The sequence below is a fragment of the Singulisphaera chitinilytica genome (assembly GCF_049331405.1).
Lineage (GTDB): Bacteria > Planctomycetota > Planctomycetia > Isosphaerales > Isosphaeraceae > PoT.
The window spans coordinates 8,672,604-8,696,563 of the sequence record NZ_CP186274.1; the positions used below are offsets into that span (position 1 = coordinate 8,672,604).

13 protein-coding genes and 3 rRNA genes are annotated in these 23,960 nt (G+C 63.4%); 4 read left to right on the forward strand and 12 right to left on the reverse strand.

The genetic code is table 11. The features are described from left to right. Window positions 1-56: 56 nt before the first annotated feature. The 8 genes from ACOYYX_RS33920 to ACOYYX_RS33955 form a co-directional block, all read right to left on the reverse strand. Entirely contained in the window at window positions 57-2,516 is a 2,460-nt protein-coding gene (locus tag ACOYYX_RS33920; RefSeq protein WP_422927086.1) for a hypothetical protein, read from the reverse strand. After that, window positions 2,516-3,814, reverse strand: coding sequence for a glycosyltransferase family 4 protein (locus ACOYYX_RS33925; RefSeq protein ID WP_422927087.1), 1,299 nt, complete (start codon window positions 3,812-3,814; stop codon window positions 2,516-2,518). Before ACOYYX_RS33925 ends, ACOYYX_RS33920 begins: the two co-directional genes overlap by 1 nt. A 180-nt stretch (window positions 3,815-3,994) precedes the next feature. Beyond that, window positions 3,995-5,536, reverse strand: coding sequence for an oligosaccharide flippase family protein (locus ACOYYX_RS33930; RefSeq protein WP_422927088.1), 1,542 nt, complete (start codon window positions 5,534-5,536; stop codon window positions 3,995-3,997). A 332-nt stretch (window positions 5,537-5,868) separates the two neighbouring features. Further along, window positions 5,869-6,624, reverse strand: coding sequence for an SIMPL domain-containing protein (locus ACOYYX_RS33935; RefSeq protein WP_422927089.1), 756 nt, complete (start codon window positions 6,622-6,624; stop codon window positions 5,869-5,871). A 55-nt stretch (window positions 6,625-6,679) separates the two neighbouring features. After that, window positions 6,680-7,777, reverse strand: coding sequence for an ABC transporter permease (locus tag ACOYYX_RS33940; protein WP_422927090.1), 1,098 nt, complete (start codon window positions 7,775-7,777; stop codon window positions 6,680-6,682). Between the two features lie 110 nt (window positions 7,778-7,887). Further along, entirely contained in the window at window positions 7,888-9,372 is a 1,485-nt protein-coding gene (locus tag ACOYYX_RS33945; protein ID WP_422927091.1) for a sugar ABC transporter ATP-binding protein, read from the reverse strand. Then, window positions 9,369-10,430 carry a substrate-binding domain-containing protein gene (locus tag ACOYYX_RS33950; protein ID WP_422927092.1) on the reverse strand — a complete coding sequence of 354 codons (1,062 nt, stop codon included), beginning with the start codon at window positions 10,428-10,430 and terminating at the stop codon, window positions 9,369-9,371. Before ACOYYX_RS33950 ends, ACOYYX_RS33945 begins: the two co-directional genes overlap by 4 nt. A gap of 547 nt (window positions 10,431-10,977) precedes the next feature. Next, on the reverse strand, window positions 10,978-12,294 hold the full coding sequence (locus tag ACOYYX_RS33955; RefSeq protein ID WP_422927093.1) for a PhoPQ-activated pathogenicity-related family protein: 1,317 nt from the start codon (window positions 12,292-12,294) through the stop codon (window positions 10,978-10,980). A 901-nt stretch (window positions 12,295-13,195) separates the two neighbouring features. Between ACOYYX_RS33955 and ACOYYX_RS33960 the strand changes: the two genes are divergently transcribed. The 4 genes from ACOYYX_RS33960 (at window position 13,196) to ACOYYX_RS33975 (ending at window position 19,764) form a co-directional block, all read left to right on the forward strand. Then, window positions 13,196-14,704: ribosomal RNA gene (locus tag ACOYYX_RS33960) — 16S ribosomal RNA — on the forward strand. 572 nt (window positions 14,705-15,276) lie between these two features. After that, window positions 15,277-18,076, forward strand: a 23S ribosomal RNA gene (locus tag ACOYYX_RS33965). A gap of 219 nt (window positions 18,077-18,295) precedes the next feature. Then, window positions 18,296-18,404: ribosomal RNA gene (rrf, locus tag ACOYYX_RS33970) — 5S ribosomal RNA — on the forward strand. The 16S, 23S and 5S rRNA genes sit together here, the layout of an rRNA operon. 391 nt (window positions 18,405-18,795) lie before the next feature. Next, window positions 18,796-19,764, forward strand: coding sequence for a Gfo/Idh/MocA family protein (locus ACOYYX_RS33975; RefSeq protein ID WP_422927094.1), 969 nt, complete (start codon window positions 18,796-18,798; stop codon window positions 19,762-19,764). Between the two features lie 265 nt (window positions 19,765-20,029). On the opposite strand, the gene ACOYYX_RS33980 is transcribed toward ACOYYX_RS33975, so the two are convergent. From ACOYYX_RS33980 to ACOYYX_RS33995, 4 genes are all read right to left on the reverse strand, one after another. After that, window positions 20,030-20,920 (reverse strand): EF-hand domain-containing protein, encoded by an 891-nt coding sequence (locus ACOYYX_RS33980; RefSeq protein ID WP_422927095.1) that lies wholly within the window; start codon window positions 20,918-20,920, stop codon window positions 20,030-20,032. A 683-nt stretch (window positions 20,921-21,603) separates the two neighbouring features. Then, window positions 21,604-21,993, reverse strand: a complete 390-nt coding sequence (locus ACOYYX_RS33985; protein WP_422931702.1) for a YraN family protein — start codon at window positions 21,991-21,993, stop codon at window positions 21,604-21,606. A 38-nt stretch (window positions 21,994-22,031) separates the two neighbouring features. Next, a complete protein-coding gene (locus ACOYYX_RS33990) occupies window positions 22,032-22,283 on the reverse strand; it encodes a hypothetical protein (RefSeq protein WP_422927096.1) in 252 nt (83 codons plus the stop codon). Between the two features lie 117 nt (window positions 22,284-22,400). Further along, a complete protein-coding gene (locus tag ACOYYX_RS33995) occupies window positions 22,401-23,945 on the reverse strand; it encodes an MFS transporter (RefSeq protein WP_422927097.1) in 1,545 nt (514 codons plus the stop codon). Window positions 23,946-23,960 lie beyond the last annotated feature (15 nt).

Genomic DNA, 23,960 nt, shown 5'->3' on the forward strand with positions numbered 1-23,960 from the left:
AAAACATGAGGTCCAGGGACAACCGTGAGAGGAAGAGGATTGCGGGCAGGAAGGGTTCAATCCTTCGGCGGGCGGAGGGAGTAGAGCGAGCCGATGAGCCATAGCCCCAGGGCGAGGAGCGTCACCGAGTGGCCTAGACGCCAGCCCGGGGCTTCGTATTGCAGGTTGATGACATGCGAACCCGATTTGTCAATCGGGATGACGCGCTGGGCGTGATTACCCCGGAGGATGTCCGCCGGCCGGTCATCCACGCGGGCCGTCCATCCGGGCATCCAGGTATCGGCGATCACAAGGAGCCCGGGCGCCTGTGTCTCCACGCGGATCTCGAGGTCGTCCGGAGACTTCTCGACGAAGCGAGCCGGCGTGAACGGCTGCCGAGGCCCGCGGCCGTCGAGCGGGTCGGCGGTCATCATCACGGCCTGGCGGGGGTCGGTGAACCGGCCTTGCGACAGGGCAACGCCGGCTCCCTCGCGGATCACTTCGGCACGAGGGACGACGTAGGCACGAGGCATCGCCGAGGGGTTGCGGTGGATGGCGTAGGTCGAACCGTTCCAGATCCCTCTCGATATCAAGGGCCAGGCCGGGTCGAGCTCGACGTGGTCGGAGACGAGGAATGCCACGCAGAGCCGGTCGAGCACGGCCTGGCGGACGTGCCGGAAGAACTCGGCCGTGGCCGCGCTCATCGGCTCCCGAGGGTCCGGAGGGGGTAAGACGTACAGTAACGCATAGAGGCTCTCGTAAAGATCCGCGGCGTGCTGGATCTGGAATGAATCATTGATGTTGATCTTTTCGAAACCATGGGCGACGGCCCGGAGGTCCGAGTACATCGTATCTCTGGCCCGGATCCGGAAGGGTCCGTCCAGCCCGCGGGAGGCCTCGGCGAGATTCGTGCTGACCGGGTCATCCCCCATGAATGTGGCGGCGGGAGTCACCCTCGCCATCGCATTCGCGTGGATCGTCAGCTCGACGAGCGCGAGGCCGACGAGGGACGCGACCGCCATCCGACGACGACTTTCGATCTTGAGCCCCATGGCGACGATCGTCAGCGTCCCGCCAAGCGAGAGCCAGAAGGCCCCGCTCCTCAGTACCTGGATCGCGGCGAAGGGCATGATGTCGAGGTCGAGCATCGAGTGATGGACCCGCACAGGCTTCGCGGCGGGGTCATACGGAGCGTTGGACCGCCAGACCGCGCGGACGGCATGATCCGACGCGGCGAAGAATGTCATGAGGACGAGCCCCGCGACCAGCCAGATCGCGATCTTCCGCCCTCGCGCGAAGAGGAGCAGCCAGACGCCTCGCTCCCCCATGCGTCGCATCAAGGCATCGACACCCAGCCCCGCCAAAACTGCCCCGCCCAGGCTCGCCAGGAAGAGGGAACGCGAGGGGACCCGGAACCGGTTCATCCCCGGCACCAGCTCGTAGAGGATCGCGAAGAGGCCGAAGTATTTCCCGGCGGCGAAGAGGGTCGTCCCCCCCACGAGCAGGAGCCAGCCTCGAACCAGGCGCCGGTTCGGATGAACGGCCACGGCGACAACGGCGAGGGTCAGCGGGACGAGCCCGATCGAAAAGAGCGACTCCCAGAGGTTGTCGTGCCCGAAGTAGTTGGCCGCGTTCCCCAGCGCTCCCGGCCCGAGCAACTGGAAGAGGTTCAGCGGGTGGAGCTGGTAATGGTTGAGCCGCCCCAGGCCGATGCGGCTGCCGCGGAGCGTCCAGCGCTGGGCGAGGATGTCGGGCACGAGCTCGATCGCCACGAGCCCGACCATGAGGCTCAGCATGACGACCCAGGTCGTCCCGATCCGGATCGCTCCGGCCGGCTGCTTCGCCCGGAAGGCGGCGACGACATCCGCCAGACCCCAGACGCCCAGCACGAAGACGAGGTAATACCACTCCTGGGGATGCCCGGCCAGGAAGCAGAGGGCGAGGATCAGCGGGAGCGTCCAGAGCCAGGCTCGATGCCCCGAACGGCCTCGCGCAAAGGCGAGGAACGCCCACGGATACCAGCAGACCGCCCAGATATGCGGATAGTGCCCCTCGAAGGTATGCGCCAGCACGTAGGGCGAGGCGGCGAAGCATCCCGCGGCCATCGTCGACGCCAGGACTCCCGCTCCAAACGACCGCACGAGGAGATAGGTCCCCAGGCCCGCCCAGAGCAGGTGGGCGACGGTGAGCCATCCCAGCGAGGCCGGTGAGCGTGCCCAGATCGCGACCCAGAACGGCGGGTAGAAGAGGCCCGCCTGGGGATTGCCGATGAGGGGACGCCCGGCGAATCCGGACGAATCCCAGTGCGGTAGCCGCCCCAGGCGATTCACCTGGTCGGAGATCCGGATGTAATGCGGCAGGAAGAGGAAGATCAGATCGTTGCCCGGCGGCCTGACGTCGCGCGAGGCGTAGTCGATGCTGGACCGCTCGCCGTCGGCGAGCAGCCAGCGCGGATGGGCGACCAACGGCGAGAAGCAACCGAGCAAGAGCGCGAACAGGGTCGGGACAACGACCAGGAGTCCACGCGCGCGTCGCATTAGTTGCGAGAACTCCACTCGCCCCGGCTCGCCCTCAGCGCCTCGCCGACGCTCGAACGGGCGCCGTGGGGCGTCCTACCGGCCTTCGAGGCTCGAATGCCGTCGATGATCGAGAAGTAGCGGTCGATGTGGGCGGATTCGGACCAGACCCCCGCGCGTTGTGCGAAGCCGCGGTCGGCCAGTTCTTCGCGGAGGTCCTCGTCGTGGACGATCCGCCGGAGAGCGACGAGCATCTCGGCGTCGGTCGAGTACCCGAGCCCGCCGCCGCTCATCACGCCGGTCTCCTCAAGGGCCCCGCCGCCGGTGTCGACGACCACGGGGGTCCGCACCGCAAAGGCCTCGAGCACGACGTAGCCGAAGGTCTCGGGGAACAGCGACGGCACGACCACGGCCTTCGCCCCGTGGAAGAGCCGAGCAAGCCCCTCGCCGCCGAGCAAGCCCTCGAACTTGACGTTGGGGAGCCCCTCGGCCAGTTGACGAAGCTCGGCCTCGTACGGGCCGGTGCCTGCGATCCGGAGGTCGACCTCGGGGAGATAGCGCATCATCGGGATCAGGCGCTGGAATCCCTTCATACGGACGAGCCGACCGGCGGCCGCGAGATAGGGCCGGGCCGTCGCCTCGACGTCCTCATCCTCGATCCCCGCCGACCAGTCGTCGGGCAAGAAGTAAGGGAGATGGAGCAGGGGGGCCTCGATGCCCCGCGTGCGGTGTTCCTCCAGCGTGTGCTGGCTGGGGAAGATCAGGGCATCGAGTTGGCTCAGGCCTCGCTCGATGGCCCCGGTATGTCGCCAGACCTGCGGGGGACGCTTGCCCGCCACGCTGCAGCGCAGGCATTCGGGACCGTCGCAGGCCTTCTTCCCGTACTTCCAGAGAAGGTGCATCGGGCAGATGAGCCAGTGCTCATGCGCCGTCATGATTCGGGTGGCATTCTTGCCGAATTCCAGGACCGACGGACCTCCGACGAGCGAGATGTTGTGGAAGTGAACGACGTCGGTGTCCACCGCGTCGAGTTGCTCTCGCAAGGCGGCCGCCTTGAAGACCGGCTTGCCCGTGATCTGAGTCGCCAGCGGCGATAGGATTCCCACCCCGCTCTCGAGTTTATGAATATGCAGCCCGGGGGGAGGCGTATAAGGCCGGAGCGGATGGTTGCCACGGACGGCGTTGAAGGCATCGGCGCAGTGGAAGACATGGACTTCATGGCCACGCCGGCAGAGGGCGCGTGAGAGGCGATCCACGTAGGCGGCGTCTCCCCCGAAGCTGTGAGCGCCGAAGAAGGTGGTGACCATGCAGAATTTCAACAGAAACCTCCCTGTCTCGAATCGCCGCGGCCCGAATGTTCTTTCCGAGCCAACGACCCAACGCCCATGTCCCGGTCATCCCTAACCAGGGACTCGCGCGTCACCGATGTATCCTCCATCGGCAAATCCCGCCTCACCCGTTCAATTCCTGCAACCCGCAAATCCAATTCGGCTTTCACCTCAATGAGCATTCGCGACGCAGGCGACAACCGGCTCCGTCGCCGGCTTCTTCCGCCTCGATCGGATCGCCTGGAGGTCCTCCCAGCGGAGCCCCCCCATGAGGATCAGCGACCCGACGTACGTGGCCCCGCCCCCGGCCACCGCCAGAAGGACGTGCCACTGAACCAGATACAGGCAAACCGGGACCATCACGATCGACGACGCCAGAGGCAAGCCGATGTGATGATGCCAGGCCGGCTGGCGCCCTGCGCGAGCCAAGAGAGAGTACCCGGCGATCGCCAGGGACAAACCGATGATCAGGATCCCGATCGAGGCCCCCGGCAACCCATAGGCCGATCGCAGCAGCGCCACCAACGGCCCAGCCACCACCGCACCCGCGAGGAGCAGGCGGACCCCGACACCTTCGAGGTTCACGGCGATTAGGGTGCTCTGATAGAGGAAGGCCAGCGTCAGCAGCGGGGCTCGCCAGATCCCAAGCGCGAAGATCAGCCCCGACCCCTGATACTCATTCGAGAGCAGGAGCCGGATGATCGGCTCGGCCAGGACCGACCCGCCCACGGCGATCGGGATCAGGCCGAGCATGACGACACGGACCATCGTGTCGAGCGTCTCACGCCCCGCCTTCGCCGTCTGACGCCACGACCGGGCCAGGGTGGGGAAGGCTACCTGCTGGAAGATGAATCCGAAGGTTGAGATCGCCGTGATCATTCGGTGTGGCGCACCATAGCGGCCCACATCGGCCCACTGGCTCATCAGGCAAACCACGACGAGGTCGGCCGAACCCAGGATCGTCTGGGCGATCTGGATCAGGCAGACCGATCGGCCTCGCCTCGCGAAGACGCGGAGGAACCTGATCCCGAAGACCGGGCGCGGGATGCCGTACTGCCTCGAATACGTGATCCAGACCAGCGTGATGCCGCAGAGCTCCCCCGCGGCCAGCCAGGCCGGGACCTGCACGATCCGGCTCGCATCCGTGACGCAGTACCAGACCCCGCAGGCATAGACGAGGGTCCGTATGCAGAGCGAGACGGCGACCAGGCCCATCCGCTCCGTCCCCCGGAAGACGAAGTCGAGCCCGAACGCCGTCGTCAGCAAAAGGAGCCCATAGAGGATCAGGATCGCGCGATCGGCGGCCGTGGAGAGGGTCAAAGCCCCCATCGTCACCAACCCGACGAACAGGGCCAGGGAGAGCGTCCCCTTGATCGCCAGCACATGATTCACCAACGGGCGAATCAGGCGAGGGTGCCTGGCCAGCTCACGCGAGATGATGACCTCGAAGGCATCCCTCACGAGCAGCACGAGCCAGAAGACGATATTGAAGGCGAACTCGATCCGCCCATATCCCGAAAGCCCCAGACGCCTGGCCAGCGAGAGCGTCACGCCCACGGAGGTCGCGCGGCAGACGATCTCGGCGAGGCTGAGGAAGGCGAAATTCGAGGCGATGCGCCTGGGGACCGGATCCTTGCGCACGACGGGGGAGGGGCGGACCGATTTCGGGCGCTGGCGAGTGAGGCTCGGAGAAGGTGGCGTGGTGATGGCCATGCGTGGTCGCACTTCCCTGTGAATCAAGCGGTGTACATCCACTCCGCCCGATTTGACCACCCTCTTCTCGCGGATTCGCGGCTCGACATTCCTATGTCTCGAGCTCACAAACCAGGCGAGGCATGACTCCGTCAGCGAGGGTGCTTAGTTCAATCCTGGCCAGCGAGGTCGCCGGGGGGGATGCGATCGGAGAGCCATCCTGGCGTCCCAGGCTAGGCCTCGGACGTGAGAGCTTGGCGCGACCGCATCCTAGGGACCATACCCCGCACTGTCAATCCGAAGTTGCATCGGCAACCTCAGTCCCCGCCCTTGAACCCGGGCACCCGAATCCTCTATTTTGCCTCCTTGATGCGATACGTGATCCGGACGTTCACTCGCAGCTCTTGCTCGCCCGCCGCCACCGGGGCAGCAGGCGCCGCCATCATTCGCATTTCCCCGCCGAAGAAGCGTGGAGGCTGAGGGCCGCTCTCGCCGTCGACCTCGATCTTCAAGGGGCTCCCCAGGACGACCCCCGCCTCGCCCGCCACCTGTTCCGCTTTGCGCTTGGCATCGGCGACGGCCTCCTTGCGGGCCGAGTCGAGCAGCTTCTCCGGGTTGTCGACCCGGAAGCTGATGCCATAGAGCTGATTAGCCCCCGACCGGATCAGCATGTCGAGCAACGACCCCAGCTTGTCGACCTTCCTCGCCGTGATCGTGACGGTGTTGCTGACCCGGTACCCGATCAGCCGAGGGATGAACTCCTCCCCCTCACGCTGACCCGCGACGCGACCCGAGGGCTGCGAGTAGCGAGGGTTGACCTGGATCTGCGTCGTCTGAATGTCCTTGGCCGCAATCCCTTGTTCCTTGAGCCGATCCATGACCTTGGCCATGAGGGTCGAGTTGTCGGCGAGGGCCTTCTCGGCCGTCGTGCCGTCGACGATCACCCCGGCCGAGACCTCGGCGACATCCGGGACGGCGAAAATCTTGCCGGTCCCGCTGACCGAGATGGACGGAAGCTCATGGACGTGAGCCTCATCCTCCGCCCTCGCCAGGACCGTGCATCCGAGCACCGACCCGAGCACCACCAAGCGAATCCATCGTCCCGGCATGAGTTCTCTCCTTCGAAGTGTCGTCTGGGGGAGTGGCGAACCGCCGACAATCCGTTCAACTCGCGCTCGCGGCCTGGCGGAGTCGTCGCACCCGGTCGAGCGCGACGGCCGCGATGATGATCGCGCCGATGATGATGTCCTGGCTCTCGTTGGGCAAACCCGCGTGGACGCACCCGTTATTGAGCACGGACATGATCAGGCACCCGATCAAGGTCCCGAGCACCGTCCCTTCGCCGCCGCTGAGGCTCCCGCCGCCGATGACCACCGCGGCGATCACCTTGAGCTCGAGCCCGTCGGCCGTCGTGGGGTCGCCGGTTCCCACCAGATAGAGGAACTGCATCGCCCCCGCGAGCCCGACCGCCAGACCGGCCAGCGTATAAACGATCAGCTTGATCCCCGATACGTTGATGCCGCAGAGCCTCGCGGTGGGCTCGCTCGAACCGACCGCATAGATATAACGGCCGATGAGCCCATATCTGAGGACCAGAGCCAAAATGACGCTCAGGATCAGGAGCAGCCAGACGCCGGGAGCCACGAGCAGCCAGCTCGGCTCCGGCTCCGTCGCGAGGATCCGCTCGAACCACCAGGGCTTCGAGTCCGCCGGGATATAGATGGACGTGCTCGACGCCAGCCACTTGGCGAGCCCTCGATAAATCTTGAGGCTCCCCAGCGTGATGATGAACGGGACCACGCCCAGTCGCGTGATGAACGCCCCGTTCGCGAACCCGCAGAGCCCGCCGACCAGGATCCCTCCTATTAATGCGACGGCCAGGTTCGTCTTGAGGTCGAAGAGGTGGATCGAGCCTGACCGGAACGGATTCGGGAGGTCGATCGACGTCCCCCGCACCATCAGGGCGACGACCACCGTCACAAGCGCGACGACGGAGCCCACCGAGAGGTCGATCCCCCCGGCGATCATGATGATCGTCATGCCCAGGGCCGCGATGCCGACGATGACCGTCTGGACCCCGATCATCCTCCAGTTATAGACGGTGAGGAACGTGCCGGAATCTCGCGTGAGGAACGCGAACAGGAACGTAATCAAGACGAGCCCGAGGAACGGCCCCAGGGCCGTCAGGATCCATCCCAGCGTCCCCTTGATCGCCGAGCGCCCCGCGGCGGACCCGCTCGCCCCTTGAATCCCATCGCTCACGATGCGCTCCCCCGGAAAAACGCGGCGCGGTCCGTGTTCTCACCCGATCCGGCAGCCTGGCGATTACATCTCTAGAGTAAGATCCGCCACATTTCGAGCGTAAGCCAACCCTATCCGCTCGTGGCAACTTCCATCACCGTATGCTCGGTCCACTCCCCGACGGGCTTGCATTCGCGGAGTCTCCCGCGACTCATCACGGCGATCCGGTCGCAGATCCCGAAAAGCTCGGGAAGATACGAACTGACGATCAGCACGGCCTTCCCCTCGGCGGCCAGCTCCCCGATCAGTTGATAGATCTCCGCCTTCGAACCGATATCGATGCCCCGCGTCGGCTCATCGAGCAGGAAGACGTCCGCCTGCTGATGTAAGAGCCTGGCGATGGCGACCTTCTGCTGATTCCCGCCCGAAAGCTCCCCGACCGCCTGCCCCGGCCCCTGACATTTCACCCGCAGGCGAGCGACCCAACGCTCCACATCTTTGCGCCGACTCCTCAGGTTCAGGATCCCCAGGGACGCATGGCGTTTGAGCGCGGAGTACGTCAGGTTATCCTCGATGGAGCGTCGCAAGGCGAGCCCCTCGCTCTTGCGATCTTCGCTGAGGAACCCCAGCCCCTGATGAATCCGGCGCTTCGGCGTCGCCCGCCGCTCGACCTCTCCCTTGATCCGGATCTCGCCCCGCCTCACCGGATCGAGAGCGAAGATCCGCCGCAGCATCTCCGTGCGCCCCGCTCCGATGAGCCCGGATATGCCGAGGATCTCACCTTTATGGAGGGTCAGCGAGGATCCCGGCCGACCGTCCGCCAGGATCTCACTCAACTCAAGGACGGGCCCGCTACGCTCGTGCGGGATCTTGGGGAAGAGTTCGGTCAAATCACGCCCGACCATCTCGGCGATGATCTTCGAAAGCGGCGTCCCCTGGATCGGACCCGACGAGACGAGGCGGCCGTCGCGGAGCACCGAATAGGTCCGGGCCACCTGCCGGACTTCCTCAAGGAAGTGGCTGATGTACACGACCGCCAAACCACTCGCCCGCAACTTCTCGATCACGACGAAGAGCCGCTTGGCGTCCTGCTCGGTGAGCGAGCTCGTCGGTTCGTCGAACACGATGACCCGCGCATCAGCCACGAGGGCCCGTGCCACCTCGACGAGTTGTTGGGCCCCGACGCTGAGCTCCGAGACAAGGGCGTTCGGCTTGATATCCGGGTGGTCGAGCAGTTGCAGAGCCTGGGTGACGAGCCGTCGATGCTCCCCTCGGCGCACGACGCCCGCCGAGGATCGCTCCTGCCCGAGCATGATGTTGGCCTCGACCGTGAGGTGCGGGGCGAGCGCCAACTCCTGGTAAATCATCGCGACTCCCCTTTGGCGGGCGTCGCGCGGACCTTTGGGAGCGTAAGTGCTCCCGCCCAGGACCATTGAACCGCTATCCGGCTGATAGGCTCCGCTGAGGATCTTCATCAGCGTGCTCTTGCCCGCGCCGTTCTCGCCGATCAGGGCGTGGACTTCTCCCGGCGCGAGCGAGAGCGAGACGTCGGTCAGGGCCTTGCTGGCACCGAAGGCCTTCGACACCGACTGCATCTCGAGCAGCGGGCCGCTCACGGCTTGGAGGCCAGCATCCCGGCCCCCTCGAGCGCACGCAGCATCCCCAGTGTGCTGGATTCATTCGGGCAGAAGATCCCGTCGACCTGGCCTCGGAACCGGGTGACGAGGCTCTGCGCCTTCTGCTGGGCCGAGTCCGAGGTGGCGCCAGCATATTCCGTATCCGAGAGATACGTGATCTTGGGGAACTCCGCCTTCATCGTGTCCGTGAATCCCTTCTCGCGCTGCTCCGTGCTCTCGGATCCGACGGCATAGCGAAGGAGGATGATCTTGCCCTCGCCCTTGAGGATCTCGCCCAGACGTTTCGCGGCGAGAACTCCGCCGTGATAGTTGTCGGTCGCGACATAGCTGGCGATCTTCGAGGTCTCGATCCCCGAGTCGATGACCACGACCGCGATCCCCTTGGCCACGGCCTGCTCGACCGGACCGACGAGCGCCTTGGAGTCGAGCGGGGCGAGGACGATGCCGTCGACCCCCGTCGCGATGGCGTTCTGCACCAGCTCAATCTGCTGGAGCCGGTCATCTTCCTTCTGCGGCCCTTGCCAAACGACCTCGACATTGCCCAGGTCGCTCGCAGCCTTGAGGGCTCCCGCGTGGATGGTCTTCCAGAACTCGTGGGTCGTTCCCTTGGGGATGACGATCACGCGCCACTTCTTCGTCTTCGTGCCGGAGAGATTCCCTTCCGTCCGATTGTCGGCCTTCGGAGGGTTGATGAGGGGCTCGATCTCGGGCGACGTGAGGTTCTCGGGCGTGACGAGCGTCTCGCCGGTCGAGACCTTCGCGGCGACCTCCTTCTTCTCGAGGTAAGCCACGAGGTTCTTCACCGAGGTCTCGCCCATGCGCATCGGGTTCTGGACGACGACCCCCTGGAGTCGCCTTTGTCGCATCGCATGAACGAGAGGCTCGCTCGCGTCGAACCCGACGAGCTGGACCTTCTTGCTCCCGGACGCACTCGGGGCCGAGCCCGGCTTGCCGCCGCCGTCCCCGGCGTCGCCGCAGCCCTGGGAAAACACCAATAGGAGACCGAGGATCCCGCACCCGGTGCATCGGGAGATCATGAAGTCACTCCGACAGATCGCAATTTGGAAGATGGAGTGGGTTCATCCTAAGGGTGCTGCGCAACCACCGTCAAGGAGCCAGACTACCCGCCAGGCCCCCGATTTCCGCGGCGAGCTCGTAGCCTCTTCCTACTAACACGATCGTAGCGCACGCGGACATCCGGCAATGGTTCCGACCCGCTGCCAAACCGAAGGAATTCGTCAACCTCTCAACCGTGGCGATCCAGCTCGCTCCATCGGTGTAAAGCAAGCCCATCGCATGCGAACCTATTATTCAGATCTCATGATGGAACATTTTAGCAAGACATTGAATCAGGAACTCACTACAACTTCTAGCACTCATGCACCCAGCAGGATCTCAGCCAATTCGTCAAATCAGGGGATTTTCAAGAGGGAGTCTCAATCCTCCCACAGTGTATTCGAAGGAGAAAGTATCCTCCGCCTATGTAATAAGAGAAGCACGACCTCGATCCCTCCATCTTGTATGACAGAGGGCATCGAAGCCGTGCTCTATAACATCATCGACTCAACCTGTCGCCGACTCAGCTTACTTGCTGCCGGTCTGTCGGACCTGTGTCGAGAGGTGGTAATGGAGGCCCTCGATCTCGAATTCGAGGTCACCGAGGATCGCGATGAAACCGGACTCGGGGCGATCGACCTCGGCAACACCCTTGGTGTCGCTCAGGCTGATCGGCGTCGGATTCCACTTCGCCTGGCGGAAATCACGCGTGTCCGACTTCGCCACCCACAGCTTGGCCGAGAGGGCAGGGGGGTTGGACTCGATCGCGAGCTTGAGTTTGCTCCCTTCATCGGAGTGCTGCCACTTCATGTCAGGAAGGTTGCGGTTGTTGACGGCGTGACGGAGCAGCGCCCCAACTCCACTCAAGGCGTAGTCGCGGTTCTGGTCGAGCCCGTGCCCGGCGTTCGGCAAATAGACCACCGACTTCGGCCCTTCCAATTCATCCCAATAGATGTTGAGGGCGTCCACGGTCCAGTACGGGTCATTCGTGCCGTTAATGAGCAACTTGGGGAGCTTCAGCTTGCTCTTGTAATTGTAGGGGTCGACCATCTTCCAGAGGCGATCGCCTTCGGGCTTGTCGAAGATGTCGCTCAGTCCTCGCTTGGTGTAATCGTCGATCTCCTCGCTCGGCTTGCCCCAGACTTCGAGGTAATGCTTGCGCTGGGCAGGGAAGTTGAGAGTGTCGATGACCATCGGGGCGATGGCGATGACGCGGGGATCGTGCGCCCCGGTCAGCCAGGTGGTCCAGCCTCGCTTCGAGGCCCCCGTCACCACGAATCGCGACGGGACGGGCTTGCCTTTCTCCTTCGTCCAGGCCTGCAGAGCATCCATGGCCTTCACCGCACTCTTGACCATGGGGAAGAGGAGGGGCCAGCTCGCATCCTTCGTCTCCAGATAACGGACGAAGGTCTCGGCGATCAAGGCGTCCTCAACCTTGTCCCCTAAGAGAGGTTGATTGGGGACCTGCGGCAGGACGGCGACCCTCGCTCCCGTCGCGCGAGCCAGCGTAAAGCCGAGGACATCATCCTTCGGGTCGCGCTGCGCGAATGGCTTGCTGTTGTAGCTGCCGCCCACTATGAAGAGGAGCATGACGTCGGGGTATTTCACGTCTGCCGTCTCATAGACGCGCACACCGTGCTCCCAACGGATGCCGTGCCAGGTCTGGGACACGAGGGGCAGGGAGACGACCGTCCCGAGCTCGGTCTTCTGAACCCCGTCCTCTTTCCAGGCGAACGTGGGATCTTCACGTCGCAAATAGTCTTCGATCTGGCTCCCAACACTCATGCGACCATTCGCGAGCGCCAAGCAGGCCAACACGGCGAAGACCCAACGTCGACGATTCATGCGCAAAGCTCCTGTGACTCATCGAGGGGACAACCCGTGGACCTTCATCGATCCGACCGGGATAAGCCCCGAAGGCAGCTTCATCGATACATCCCGACCCAGGCTGATTCCAGGCACCGTTGCCCGGCCCTCGGAGAATGCAAGCACGGAAGACCAAACTCCCCCCGGACAAGCGATACCCGCCCATGAGAGATTTCGGCAACTCCGACACGCTTTCGTCCCACTCGAGAGGCTGCCGATCATACACGAGCCGGAACGCGGAACCATGAGTGCATCGTGACTGTCCCGAGTGGCTTCGACGAAGGCCTCCTCTCATAACCCATGACGGGTGGCTCACCCCAGGCGGGGCAGGGGAGGGGCTCCTACCGGCAAACGAGCGTTTTCATGCCGGAAGGATGGGGCAGGGGAGGACCTGAACCAGGAGGGGGGCGCGGGTCTCTTAATAGATTCCGAGTAAAATCCCCGGTAGGTTATTGACCCCGGACGGTTTCCCGATACTATTACCCCTGTCGCCTGTGACAACACGGGTGACGACGACCGGCCGACAGGACGGTAACGGACAACCGATACTGAACTGTGGGTCGCGTATCCCTGCGTTGGTGTTCGGCCGGAATGACTCGCCCCAAGAGGCAAGTCGCTCCGGCCGCTGACATCGTCGGGGGCTCTCTTTGACAATTCGGTCGATCGTGGTGGATCGTTGTGGACCCTCGAGGGAAGCCGGCGTGAAGCTGTCGGGGTCGTCCCCTCCCGGTTGGGGAGGAAGACGGCAGGGACGGCAGCACCAACCGGCATACGATTCCGGGATGCAAATCCCAATGAGGATCGTCTGCGACCAGTCAGTTATTTCCTCGACCCGAAGGGAGAGGATCGAGACGCCATCTTCGGATGGTGAATCGGACCAATTTTGAAGGGTTTGATCCTGGCTCAGAATGAACGTTGGCGGCGTGGATTAGGCATGCAAGTCGTACGGGCCGCAAGGCCAGTGGCGCAAGGGTGAGTAAGGCGACGGTAACCAACCCCGGAAATGGGTATAGCCGCGGGAAACTGCGGGTAATCCCCAGCGACGCGAGGACTCGGCATCGAGGCCTCGCCAAAGCCCCGGCGTTCCGGGACGGGCCGTCGTGGTATTAGGTAGTTGGCGGGGTAACGGCCCACCAAGCCTGCGATGCCTACCGGGCGTGCGAGCGTGGCCCGGCACACTGGGACTGAGACACTGCCCAGACTCCTACGGGAGGCTGCAGTCGAGAATCTTCGGCAATGGGCGCAAGCCTGACCGAGCGACGCCGCGTGGAGGACGAAGGCCTTCGGGTTGTAAACTCCTGTCGAGGGGGAAGAAGCCGCGAGGTTGACTGAACCCTGGAGGAAGCACGGGCTAAGTTCGTGCCAGCAGCCGCGGTAAGACGAACCGTGCGAACGTTATTCGGAATCACTGGGCTTAAAGCGCGTGTAGGCGGGAGGGCACGTCCGTCGCTGAAATCCCACGGCTCAACCGTGGAACGGGCGCGGATACGACTCTTCTGGAGGAACGTAGGGGGACCTGGAACTTCCGGTGGAGCGGTGAAATGCGTTGAGATCGGAAGGAACGCCCGTGGCGAAAGCGAGGTCCTGGACGTTTACTGACGCTGAGACGCGAAAGCCAGGGGAGCGAACGGGATTAGATACCCCGGTAGTCCTGGCCGTAAACGATGGGCACTGGGTAGGGGGCTCGCCGATGGGCTCCCTGCCGTAGGGAAACCGTGAAGTGCCCCGCCTGGGGAGTATGGTCGCAAGGCTGAAACTCAAAGGAATTGACGGGGGCTCACACAAGCGGTGGAGTATGTGGCTTAATTCGAGGCTACGCGCAAAACCTTATCCCAGGCTTGACATGCACGGATTAGCCGGCGGAAACGCCGGTAAGGCCGCAAGGTACAACGTGCACAGGTGCTGCATGGCTGTCGTCAGCTCGTGCCGTGAGGTGTTGGGTTAAGTCCCCTAACGAGCGAAACCCCTGTGTCTAGTTGCCAGCGCGTCATGGCGGGAACTCTAGACAGACCGCCGGCGTTAAGCCGGAGGAAGGCGGGGATGACGTCAAGTCCTCATGGCCCTTATGCTTGGGGCTGCACACGTACTACAATGGGGCGGACAGAGCGTCGCAAGTTCGCAAGGACAAGCTAATCGCAAAAACCGCCCCTCAGTTCGGATTGCGGGCTGCAACCCGCCCGCATGAAGCTGGAATCGCTAGTAATCGCGGATCAGCATGCCGCGGTGAATGTGTTCCTGAGCCTTGTACACACCGCCCGTCAAGCCACCAAAGCGGGGGGCATCCGAAGTCGCCGGAGCCGCAAGGCAGGCGCCGAAGATGAAACCCGTGATGGGGACTAAGTCGTAACAAGGTAACCGTAGGGGAACCTGCGGTTGGATCACCTCCTTTCTAAGGATTTCCTTGGAAAATCTCGGCCCGAGACCGGGCCAAAGCGGTGCGAGCTCTCTCGCGTCGTCCGGTCGGAAAGGCCGCATCGGCACCGTCCCTAGTTCTCGACGCTTGACGCCGGCTTCCCACGCGGGTCCGATAACGAAGACACCACGACCGATCGACTGTCTCAGATGAAAATCTGATGGGGTGACGGTGGGATGAGCGATCATCCCACCTCTACTCTATCTCGATGTTTGATGCTCCGCTGGGTGTGGGGCGGTGCTGTCATCCGACAGCTTCGCCCCCTGGCCAGCGGCCAGGTAGGCCCCGGGTTGCCGGGCGCCGATCGCTCCTTGACAATTCGGTGATTTGGTCACGCAAGAATACCGTAGCAATGGTAGTGGCATACCAAGTATCTCCACAACAGTGGAACCCTTACGGATCGCGGGCCTGAGACGCCGAGAGGCGGACAGGGCCCGCAAGTATCGTTACACGGTGGTGAAGCCGCGTCGCGAGACGCCGACTCACCAAGCGGGAACGTGACCCATGCCGGATCGACTGTCGCACCCGTGCGGCGGCCGGATCGGCGTGGTCAAGCTCCTAAGGGCACGGGGGGGATGCCTAGGCGTCATCAGAGATTCGGGCGTGGAAGGCTGCGAAATGTCCGGGGGAGCTGCCGAACGAGCGTCGATCCCGGAATGCCCGAGAATACCCGGGGAACTGAAACATCTCAGTACCCGGAGGAAAGGAAATCAACCGAGACTCCCTCAGTAGCGGCGAGCGAACGGGGACCAGCCTAAACCGGGTGGGACACCACCCGGGGTCGTGGGGCCGGAGTCGTGGGATGAATGAGCGTCAGCCGAAGTTCCTTGGAACTGGACACCGTAGCGGGTGAGAGTCCCGTAGGCGACGATGCGAGTTCCCCTATCCGGTACCCGAGTAGGGTCGGGCACGTGAAACCCGGCCTGAATCGGCGGGGACCATCCCGCAAGGCTAAGCACTCGATGACGACCGATAGCGAACCCAGTAGGGCGACCGAACGGTGGGAAGAACCCCGATGAGGGGAGGAGACTGAACCTGAAACCCCGTGCCTACGAGCGGTGGGAGGGCATTGGCTTAGGCCAGCCTGACCGCGTGCCTTTTGCATAATGATCCGGCGAGTTACTGTATTCGGCCCCAGGTTAATCCCTTCAGGGGAGGAGCCGCAGCGAAAGCGAGTCTTCATCGGGCGCCATAGTCGAGTGCAGTAGACGCGAAACCAGGTGAACTACCCATGGGCAGGTTGAAGCGGCCCTAACCGGCCGTGGAGGACCGAACCCACCAGTGTTGAAAAACTGGGGGAGGACCCGTGGGGAGGAGTCAAAGTCTTATCAAACCTGGAGATAGCTCGTTCTCTCCGAAATGGCTTTAGGGCCAGCCTCGGGACATACCCTGCGGGGGTAGAGCGACGGAATTCGGTCGGGGGGCTTCCCGCCTACCCGCCGAAACCCAACTCCGAATACCGCAGGGCGGACCCCGGGAGTCAGAACGTGGGGGATAAGCTTCACGTTCGAGAGGGAAACAACCCAGACCGCCGACCAAGGCCCCCAAGTCGACGCTCAGTGGCAAAGGAAGTGGGATCGCGGTGACAGCCGGGATGTTGGCTTAGAAGCAGCCACCATTTCAAAAGTGCGTAACAGCTTACCGGTCGAGCCATCCCGCGCCGAAAATGACGGGGACTAAGCGTCGCGCCGCAGTCGCGGATCGGAAACGATGGTAGGAGAGCGTTGCCCGCCGCCGCGAAGCCGGATGGAAACGACCGGTGGAGCGCGGGCAAGTGCGAATGCCGGAACGAGTAACGATAAGATGGGTGGGAAGCCCATCCGCCGAAAGCACAAGGTTTCCTGGGGAAGGTCAATCCGCCCAGGGTCAGTCGGGACCTAAGGCGAGGCCCAAGGGCGTAGCCGATGGACAGGCGGTTAATATTCCGCCACCCGTCATGAAGGTTGAGCCGCGGAGGACGCCGGGACGAGGAGAGTCGGGGCGCTAGATACCCCCGTGCCGCAAGGCCGACAGCATTCGATCTGGAAGCTCTTTGAATTCCCGGCCACGAAAAGCCCCGCGGGGACGACATGACCGGCCCGTACCGCAATCCGACACAGGTGTGCTAGGCGAGCATCCGAAGGCGTTCGGGAGAACCCTCGTGAAGGAACTCGGCAAAATGACCCCGTACCTTCGGTATAAGGGGTGCTCACCGCAAGGTGAGCCGCAGAGAATCGGCTCTAGCGACTGTTTATCAAAAACACAGGACTCTGCCAACTCGCAAGAGGACGTATAGAGTCTGACGCCTGCTCGGTGTCGGTAGGTTGAGGAAGGCGGTCAGCGAGAGCGAAGCTGCCGACCGAAGCCCCGATAAACGGCGGCCGTAACTATGACGGTCCTAAGGTAGCGAAGTTCCTTGTCGGGTAAGTTCCGACCTGCATGAATGGCGTAACGACTGGAGCACTGTCTCCACGAGGGACCCGGTGAAACTGTAGCCGTGGTGAAGATGCCACGTACCCGCGGTCAGACGGAAAGACCCCGTGAACCTTTACTGCAGGTTGGCATTGGGTCAGTGTCCTTTCTGTGTAGCATAGGTGGGAGGCTGCGACACGGCGGCGCCAGCCGTCGGTGAGCCATCGGTGAAATACCACCCTGAAATGACCCTGATCCTCACCGGTCCGTAGCCCGGGCCGGGACCATGCTCATCGGGCAGTTTGACTGGGGCGGTCTCCTCCCAAAGAGTAACGGAGGAGTGCAATGGTACCCTCGGCCCGGTCGGCAATCGGGCAACGCGAGCGCAAACGTAGAAGGGTGCCTGACTGCGAGACCCATCAGTCGAGCAGGGACGAAAGTCGGCGTTAGTGATCCGGCGGTGCTGGATGGAAAGGCCGTCGCTCAACAGATAAAAGGTACTCCGGGGATAACAGGCTGATCTCCCCCGAGCGTCCCTAGCGGCGGGGAGGTTTGGCACCTCGATGTCGGCTCATCGCATCCTGGGGCTGGAGAAGGTCCCAAGGGTTTGGCTGTTCGCCAATGAAAGCGGTACGCGAGCTGGGTTCAGACCGTCGTGAGACAGGTCGGTCCCTATCTGCCGTGGGCGTAGGAAACTTGCGGAGCGTCTCCCCTAGTACGAGAGGATTGGGGAGGACCGACCTCTGGTGTGCCGGCTGTCCCGCTCGGGGCATCGCCGGGTAGCCAGGTCGGGACCGGATAAGCGCTGAAGGCATCTAAGCGCGAAGCCCCCTCCAAGACGAGGTTTCCGGCACGAAAGTGCGAAGGCTCCTGGAAGACGACCAGGTCGATAGGCCGGGAGTGCACGGCGAGCGATCGCCGCAGCCGACCGGTCCTAACAGCCAACCGCTTGACCACCCCGATCCGTCCGCCTCCCCCGGCTTCGCATGAAGCCGATGGCGAAGGATGAGATCCGAGGTGTGGTTCACATATCACCCGGACCATGTGACGATCCGATCCCACGGGATCTGCTGTCGTCGAGGTCCTCGGGTGTGCCTGCCAGCCGCGGTCCATTCGACGCGTGACCCGATCCACCGAAGTCGCGTCCGCCGGGCCTCAACGCACGGCGGACGAATTTCCGGCGACCATACTGACGGGGTCCCACCCGTTCCCATCCCGAACACGGCCGTTAAGCCCGTCAGGCCCATGATAGTGCCCTTAGCGCGAAAGTCGGTCATCGCCGGAATCCCACAAGCCGCCCCGGTCACCCCAAAGGTGACCCGGGGCGGCTTTTTTTATTGTCTAGATTTCTCATTTTCGCGACTCGCACATATCTCAATTTCTCATTCCTATCACCGCTTTTATCCTGTCGGTACAAATCTTCGCCGCTTGAACGAGTTGGTTTGGCAGGGATACTTAAAGCCTCGCCGGAATGGATGGGTACGCTTTTTCCCAGGCCCAAGTCCACCAAGTTTAGTCATGACGCAATTATTTGCGTACTACGGTTATGCGAAAGCGTTTGCATCTTCGACGAACCTGGACTAAGAAAAGGATGGGTTCTTGCCAACCAGCCGATTTTCGGCGAAGTTGAGACCCATCGAACCGCTGAGTGGAACGGGCAGGGGACTCATCCCAAGATGAATGCTGAATCGAAGCTGCGTTGGGGTATCCTTGGTTGTGCGCGGATCACTCGTCGCGGGCTGATCCCCGGGATCCGGGCCTCGCACCGCGGTACGCTCCACGCCCTCGCCAGTCGTAACGCCGACACGGTGGCGGCCTGGACCAAGGAATTCGGGGTCGAAAAGGGCTACTCCAACTACGATGAGGTGCTCTCGGATCCCGCCGTCGACGCGGTGTACATCCCGCTCCCCAACGAACTTCATCGCGAGTGGGTCTTCAAGGCGGCCGACGCCGGCAAGCACATCCTCTGCGAGAAGCCCCTGGCCTTGAATGCTGCCGAGGCCCAGCAGATGGTGGATCATTGCAAGGCCAAGGGTGTCGTGCTGATGGAGGCGTTCATGTGGCGCCACCAGGTCCGCACGACCTCGCTCCGCCGCCTCGTCGCGGACGGGGCCATCGGCGAACTCCAGGTGATCCGCTCGACCTTCTGCTTCACGATGGAAGGGGACGACTGGCGGCTCGATCCCAAGCGAGGCGGCGGCGCCCTCTGGGACGTCGGCTGCTATGGGCTGAGCACCGCGCGTCTCTTCGCGGGCTGCGAGCCGACGACCTGCCATGCTGTCGCCCGTTTCGGGCCTACCGGGGTCGACATGTCGCTCTCAGCCGTGCTCAAGTTCCCGAACGGCGTGCTCGCCGAGTTCGATTGCAGCTTCGAGCAGCGACTCCTGCATCGCTATTCGCTGATTGGCACCAAGGGGACGATCGCGGTCCCGGACGCCTACCTCCCCCCGGCTCGTCCCATGGCCTATCTGCGGGCCAAGGACGCCGTCCGCGACCTCATCTTCGACGGCCATAACCAGTACGCGAAGATGGTCGACGCCTTCGCCCAAGCGGTCGACAATAAGGCCCTCCCCGTGCCCGCCGAGGACGGCCTGGCCCAGATGAAGGTGCTCGACGCCATCATCGCCTCCGCCCGCTCCTCCTGAACCCCGAGGGTCGAGTTCCAACCCGATCAATGCGAAGGGCCGAGTCCAAAAGACTCGGCCCTTTTCGTTTGATCCTGGACCTGGAAGAACTCAGCCATCAGCACCACCAACGAAAAGGTCGAGACCGTCAGCGGAACATTCCGCGGGCGGTCTCGACCTTCAATCAGCCAGGCAGGGAGGTCTTGAAGAGCTCCTTAACGGACCTCTCGCCACGCTCCGAGATGGGAAGTCCTGGCTGACCCCTCATTAAGGTCTCACGAGGACCTTACTGATTGGTCCGGGGCTGCGTGTTCTGGACGGGGGGAGCGTTCTTGAGGTCTGGGACCGGGGCGACCTGCTCGGGCTGGGCGCCGGTCTTCAGCAAGTTCTTGGCTGAGTTGGCCGGCTCGGGGACCTGGAGCAGCTTGATCTGGCTGGTCAGGATGCGCTGGGCCGTTTGGGCCTCCTGCGGGGAGATCTGGCCGTCGTTGTTGGCGTCCAGGGCCTTGAAGACGACGTGGGCCGGCACGGTGATGGCCTTGTCATACTCGGCCTGGCTCAACTGGCCGTTGTGGTCGGCGTCGGCGGTGTCGAAGACCGTCTGGGCGATTGCGCGGACGGCTCCGACGGCCGCGGCATTAACCTCGGTGGGGTTGAGCTGGCCGTCGCGGTTGGTGTCGGCCGAGGCGTAGAGGCTCTGCACGGCGGAGTTCACGATCTGCCGGAGCTCGGAGCTCTGGACCTGCCCGTCGCCGTTGCTATCGACCACGGCGAGGAAGCCCTGGGCCACATTCGGGTTCGGGGTGCTTTCGCCCGTGGGGCTCGGCTGCTTCACCCGATCCATGATGGACTTGAGGATCGGACGCTGGGCGAGGAACGCGTCCTGGGCCTGGCGGAACTCCTCCTTCGAGAGCGTTCCGTCGCCGTTGGCATCGGCGCGGAAGAAGAAGCCGCCCACTACGAGATTCCCGGCGTCGACGGCCTCGCGCTGCGAGATCTGTCCATCGTTGTTTTCATCTGCAACCTTGAAGAGCATCTTGCCGGAGTCCTGCAGGTCCTGCAGGTTGTCGATAGGGCCGGGGACGTCATTCGCCCCCTGATCGGCGGCTTGGGCCGAGAAGGTGCAGAATCCGAGGCTGAGGGCACCAACACCGAGCAACGCGAGTCGTTTGCGCATGGATGTCTTCTCCGTAATGGCTGTCAACATATATGGCAGCCTCCGACGATCCGTCCACGCTTCCGAGCCTGTTTCGGAACGCGTCGTTCGTCAAAGTCGTCGATGAGAGTCTTAGCAAGGGAAGTGCCAAGGGCCGACTTCTCCCGGAACAAACCACTTCCGGAAGCGAGCCCGGGTTCGCAAGTCCCCCTCTTTAACCCAGCCTCACACCAGACACGGAAAATCGACGGAGAGAGCTCATCCGCAAGGCTGTATTCAGGCACTTCAATGCCCAAATCGAGACCCGAGACCTGCAGCTTGAGCGATTGATTCTTTCATGGACACGTCGTTGGTTCCGATCCATGTCTAGAGACGAGAATCGTTCTGCATGAAGCGAGGCATTGACATGCTTCGACGATTCAATCACGTGGGAAGCCTGGTGAGAGGTGATCAGGGAGGATAGGAAGGTCTGCGAGAGAGATCGGATGAGGCAAAGCGGAAGGGAGGCTTGAGCTGAACCGAAAAGGACGGGATGAAAGCGAGCCAAGAAGAATCAACAAGAATTCAACATCGTCATATTCAAAAATCGCTGATCAAATCCAAGCAAACCCAAGGCTCAAGAAATATTTACACACGTCACGACATTTCAGCGAGGAAGGACGTAAGGGGGAGATCGACAGAGATCCTCGCGACGACGTCGAATTTCAGCGGAACATCTGGCCGCGGCCGACGGCCTCGAAGGCGTCGCGAATGTGCTCGATGGTCGGGGACTGACGCCCCTCGGGCCAGACGATCGCGACGACGTCGAACCGGCAGCGCTGCTCGAGGAGGTCATGTTCCTTGAGGAATCGGAGGGCGGCGAGGGTCAATCGGCGCTGTTTCTCGGGAGTGACGGCCTCGGCGGGGTTCCCCTGGCGACGCGCCTTCACCTCCACGAAGACGAGCGTATTGCCGTCCCGGGCGATGAGGTCGACCTCTCCATGGGGCGTGAGATAACCGCGGACCAGGATGCGGAGCCCCTGGCGACGGAGGTAGCGAGCGGCTTCCCGCTCGCCCTCCCGCCCGAGTATCCGGCTCAGCATGGCCCGCAGCATGTTCCTCATCGCGAAGACTACCTAACTCCCTGCGAGGATCAGGGAATCCCGAGGCTTCGCTCGATGTCGCGTCCCTCGTTGCTGAGGGCACCCGGGAGCCTCGAGGCCTTGAAGAAGCCCTTCGCCGGTTTCGACTCCACGGCACCGGCCTTGCTCTCGCGATCGTCGTCCTCGTAAGGAGTGGCCGGGGACGACGAACGGACCTCATTATTCAGCAGGTCGCATCCAGTGAAGACGATGCCGGCCAATAAGAGTACCGCGGCCAGCCCGAGAATTCGTCGTGTCATCATGACATCACCTTGAACGGACCCCTCGGTCCGGGTCGAGACTGTGTCGACAAGGTAGCGTGCAGGCGAGCGCCTTCGCGAGGTGAAGTGCGGGATATTGCCAGAATCCCGCCGGGTCGTCTAGGCCACTTCGACCGCCTCGGGGCTCGAGGGCCGACTGCGCCAGCCCAGGACCAGGATCGTGGTCCCGACGAACGGGAGCAGGCCTACGAGCACGAACAACGGCGCGAAGCTGCCGGTGACATCCTTGACTCGCCCGACATACGGCAGGATCCCCGCCGCGAACAGGTTCCCGAGCCCTCCCAGGATGCCGACGACCAACCCCGTGTGCTTCGGGGCCACCTCCTGCGTGAAGGTGAAGTAGTTCGCCATGTAGGCCGCGGTCCCGAGCGCCATCAGGGCGAGCAGGATCATCGCGACGAGGTCATTGCGAATGGCCCCGACGAGGGCCCCGCCGCCGATGAGGATCGTGCACGACGCCATCACGAGCATGCGGGACCTCGAGGCGGGGACGCCTCGCGACGCCACGTAACGCGAGCAGGCTCCGCCGCCCAGGTTGCCGATGTCGGCCGCGATGAACGGCACCGCGCTCAGGAGGCCGCTCGCCAGATACTTGGCGTCCCCCTTCAAGGTCGGGACCATCTGCTGGAACTTCGCCATCAAGGCCACGAGCGACGTGAGTTCGCGGTCATCCAGCAGGTACGAGGGGAGCCAGTTCGCGAGAAAATGCCAGCAGACGTTGATACAAATGGAGACGGCGACCATGATCCAGAAATTGCGCTGGCGGACGACCTCGCCGAGGCTCAGGGCCCAGTCGGCCCCCTTCAACGACTGCGAAGGGAGCAGGAGCGCGATGAGGAGCAGGCCGATCATCAGCGTGGCCACGCTCCACCAGAGCGCGGGGAGCCCGTAGCGGATTGCCGAGAGCGCGATCATGACTGACAACGCGGCGACACCGCCGAAGGCCGAGCGGGCGAGGCCCGAGAGCCTCGGCTTGCCCAGGCCGAACTCGTCGTCGATCGCGAGCCTTGGCGAGGCCCTGCCCGCAAGAAGCGACTGGCGCTCGCCCCCCAGGATGAAGAGCCAGACTCCCACCCAGACGAAGCCGAGCGTGCCGACGCAGACGAAGGCCGCGCGCCAGCCGAATTGCGCCGTGAGTAGGGTGACGATCACCGGGGTCAGGACCGCCCCGACCGCCGCCCCCGAGTTGAAGATGCCATTTCCGAGGCTCCGATCCGACGGCGGCAGGATCAAGGCCGTCGTCCTCAAGGCGCAGGGCCAGTTGAATGACTCGCCGACTCCCAGCAAGGCGCGGAAGATCATGAGGCCGGCGAGGCTCGGGGCGAAGGCCGAGGCGATGCCGGCGAGCGACCACCAGGTGACCGCCAAGGCATAGGCGGTCCGCACATTCACCCGGTCGACGATGTAGCCGGCCGGGACCTGGAAGAGGGCGTAGGTCAGGGCGAACGACGCGAGCACCCAGCCGTAGCCCTCGTTGAGGAGGTGGAACTCCGCCTTCACTTTCACGCCGACCAGGGCCATCGCCTGGCGATCCATATAGTTGAGCACGGTCGAGGCGAACATCAGCCAGCAGATGCCCCAGGCCCAGCCCGGTGTCCGCCCCGTCGCGAGAGTTTTGCCTGCGTTCGCTTCGATGGATGCCAAACGAATTCCTCCCAT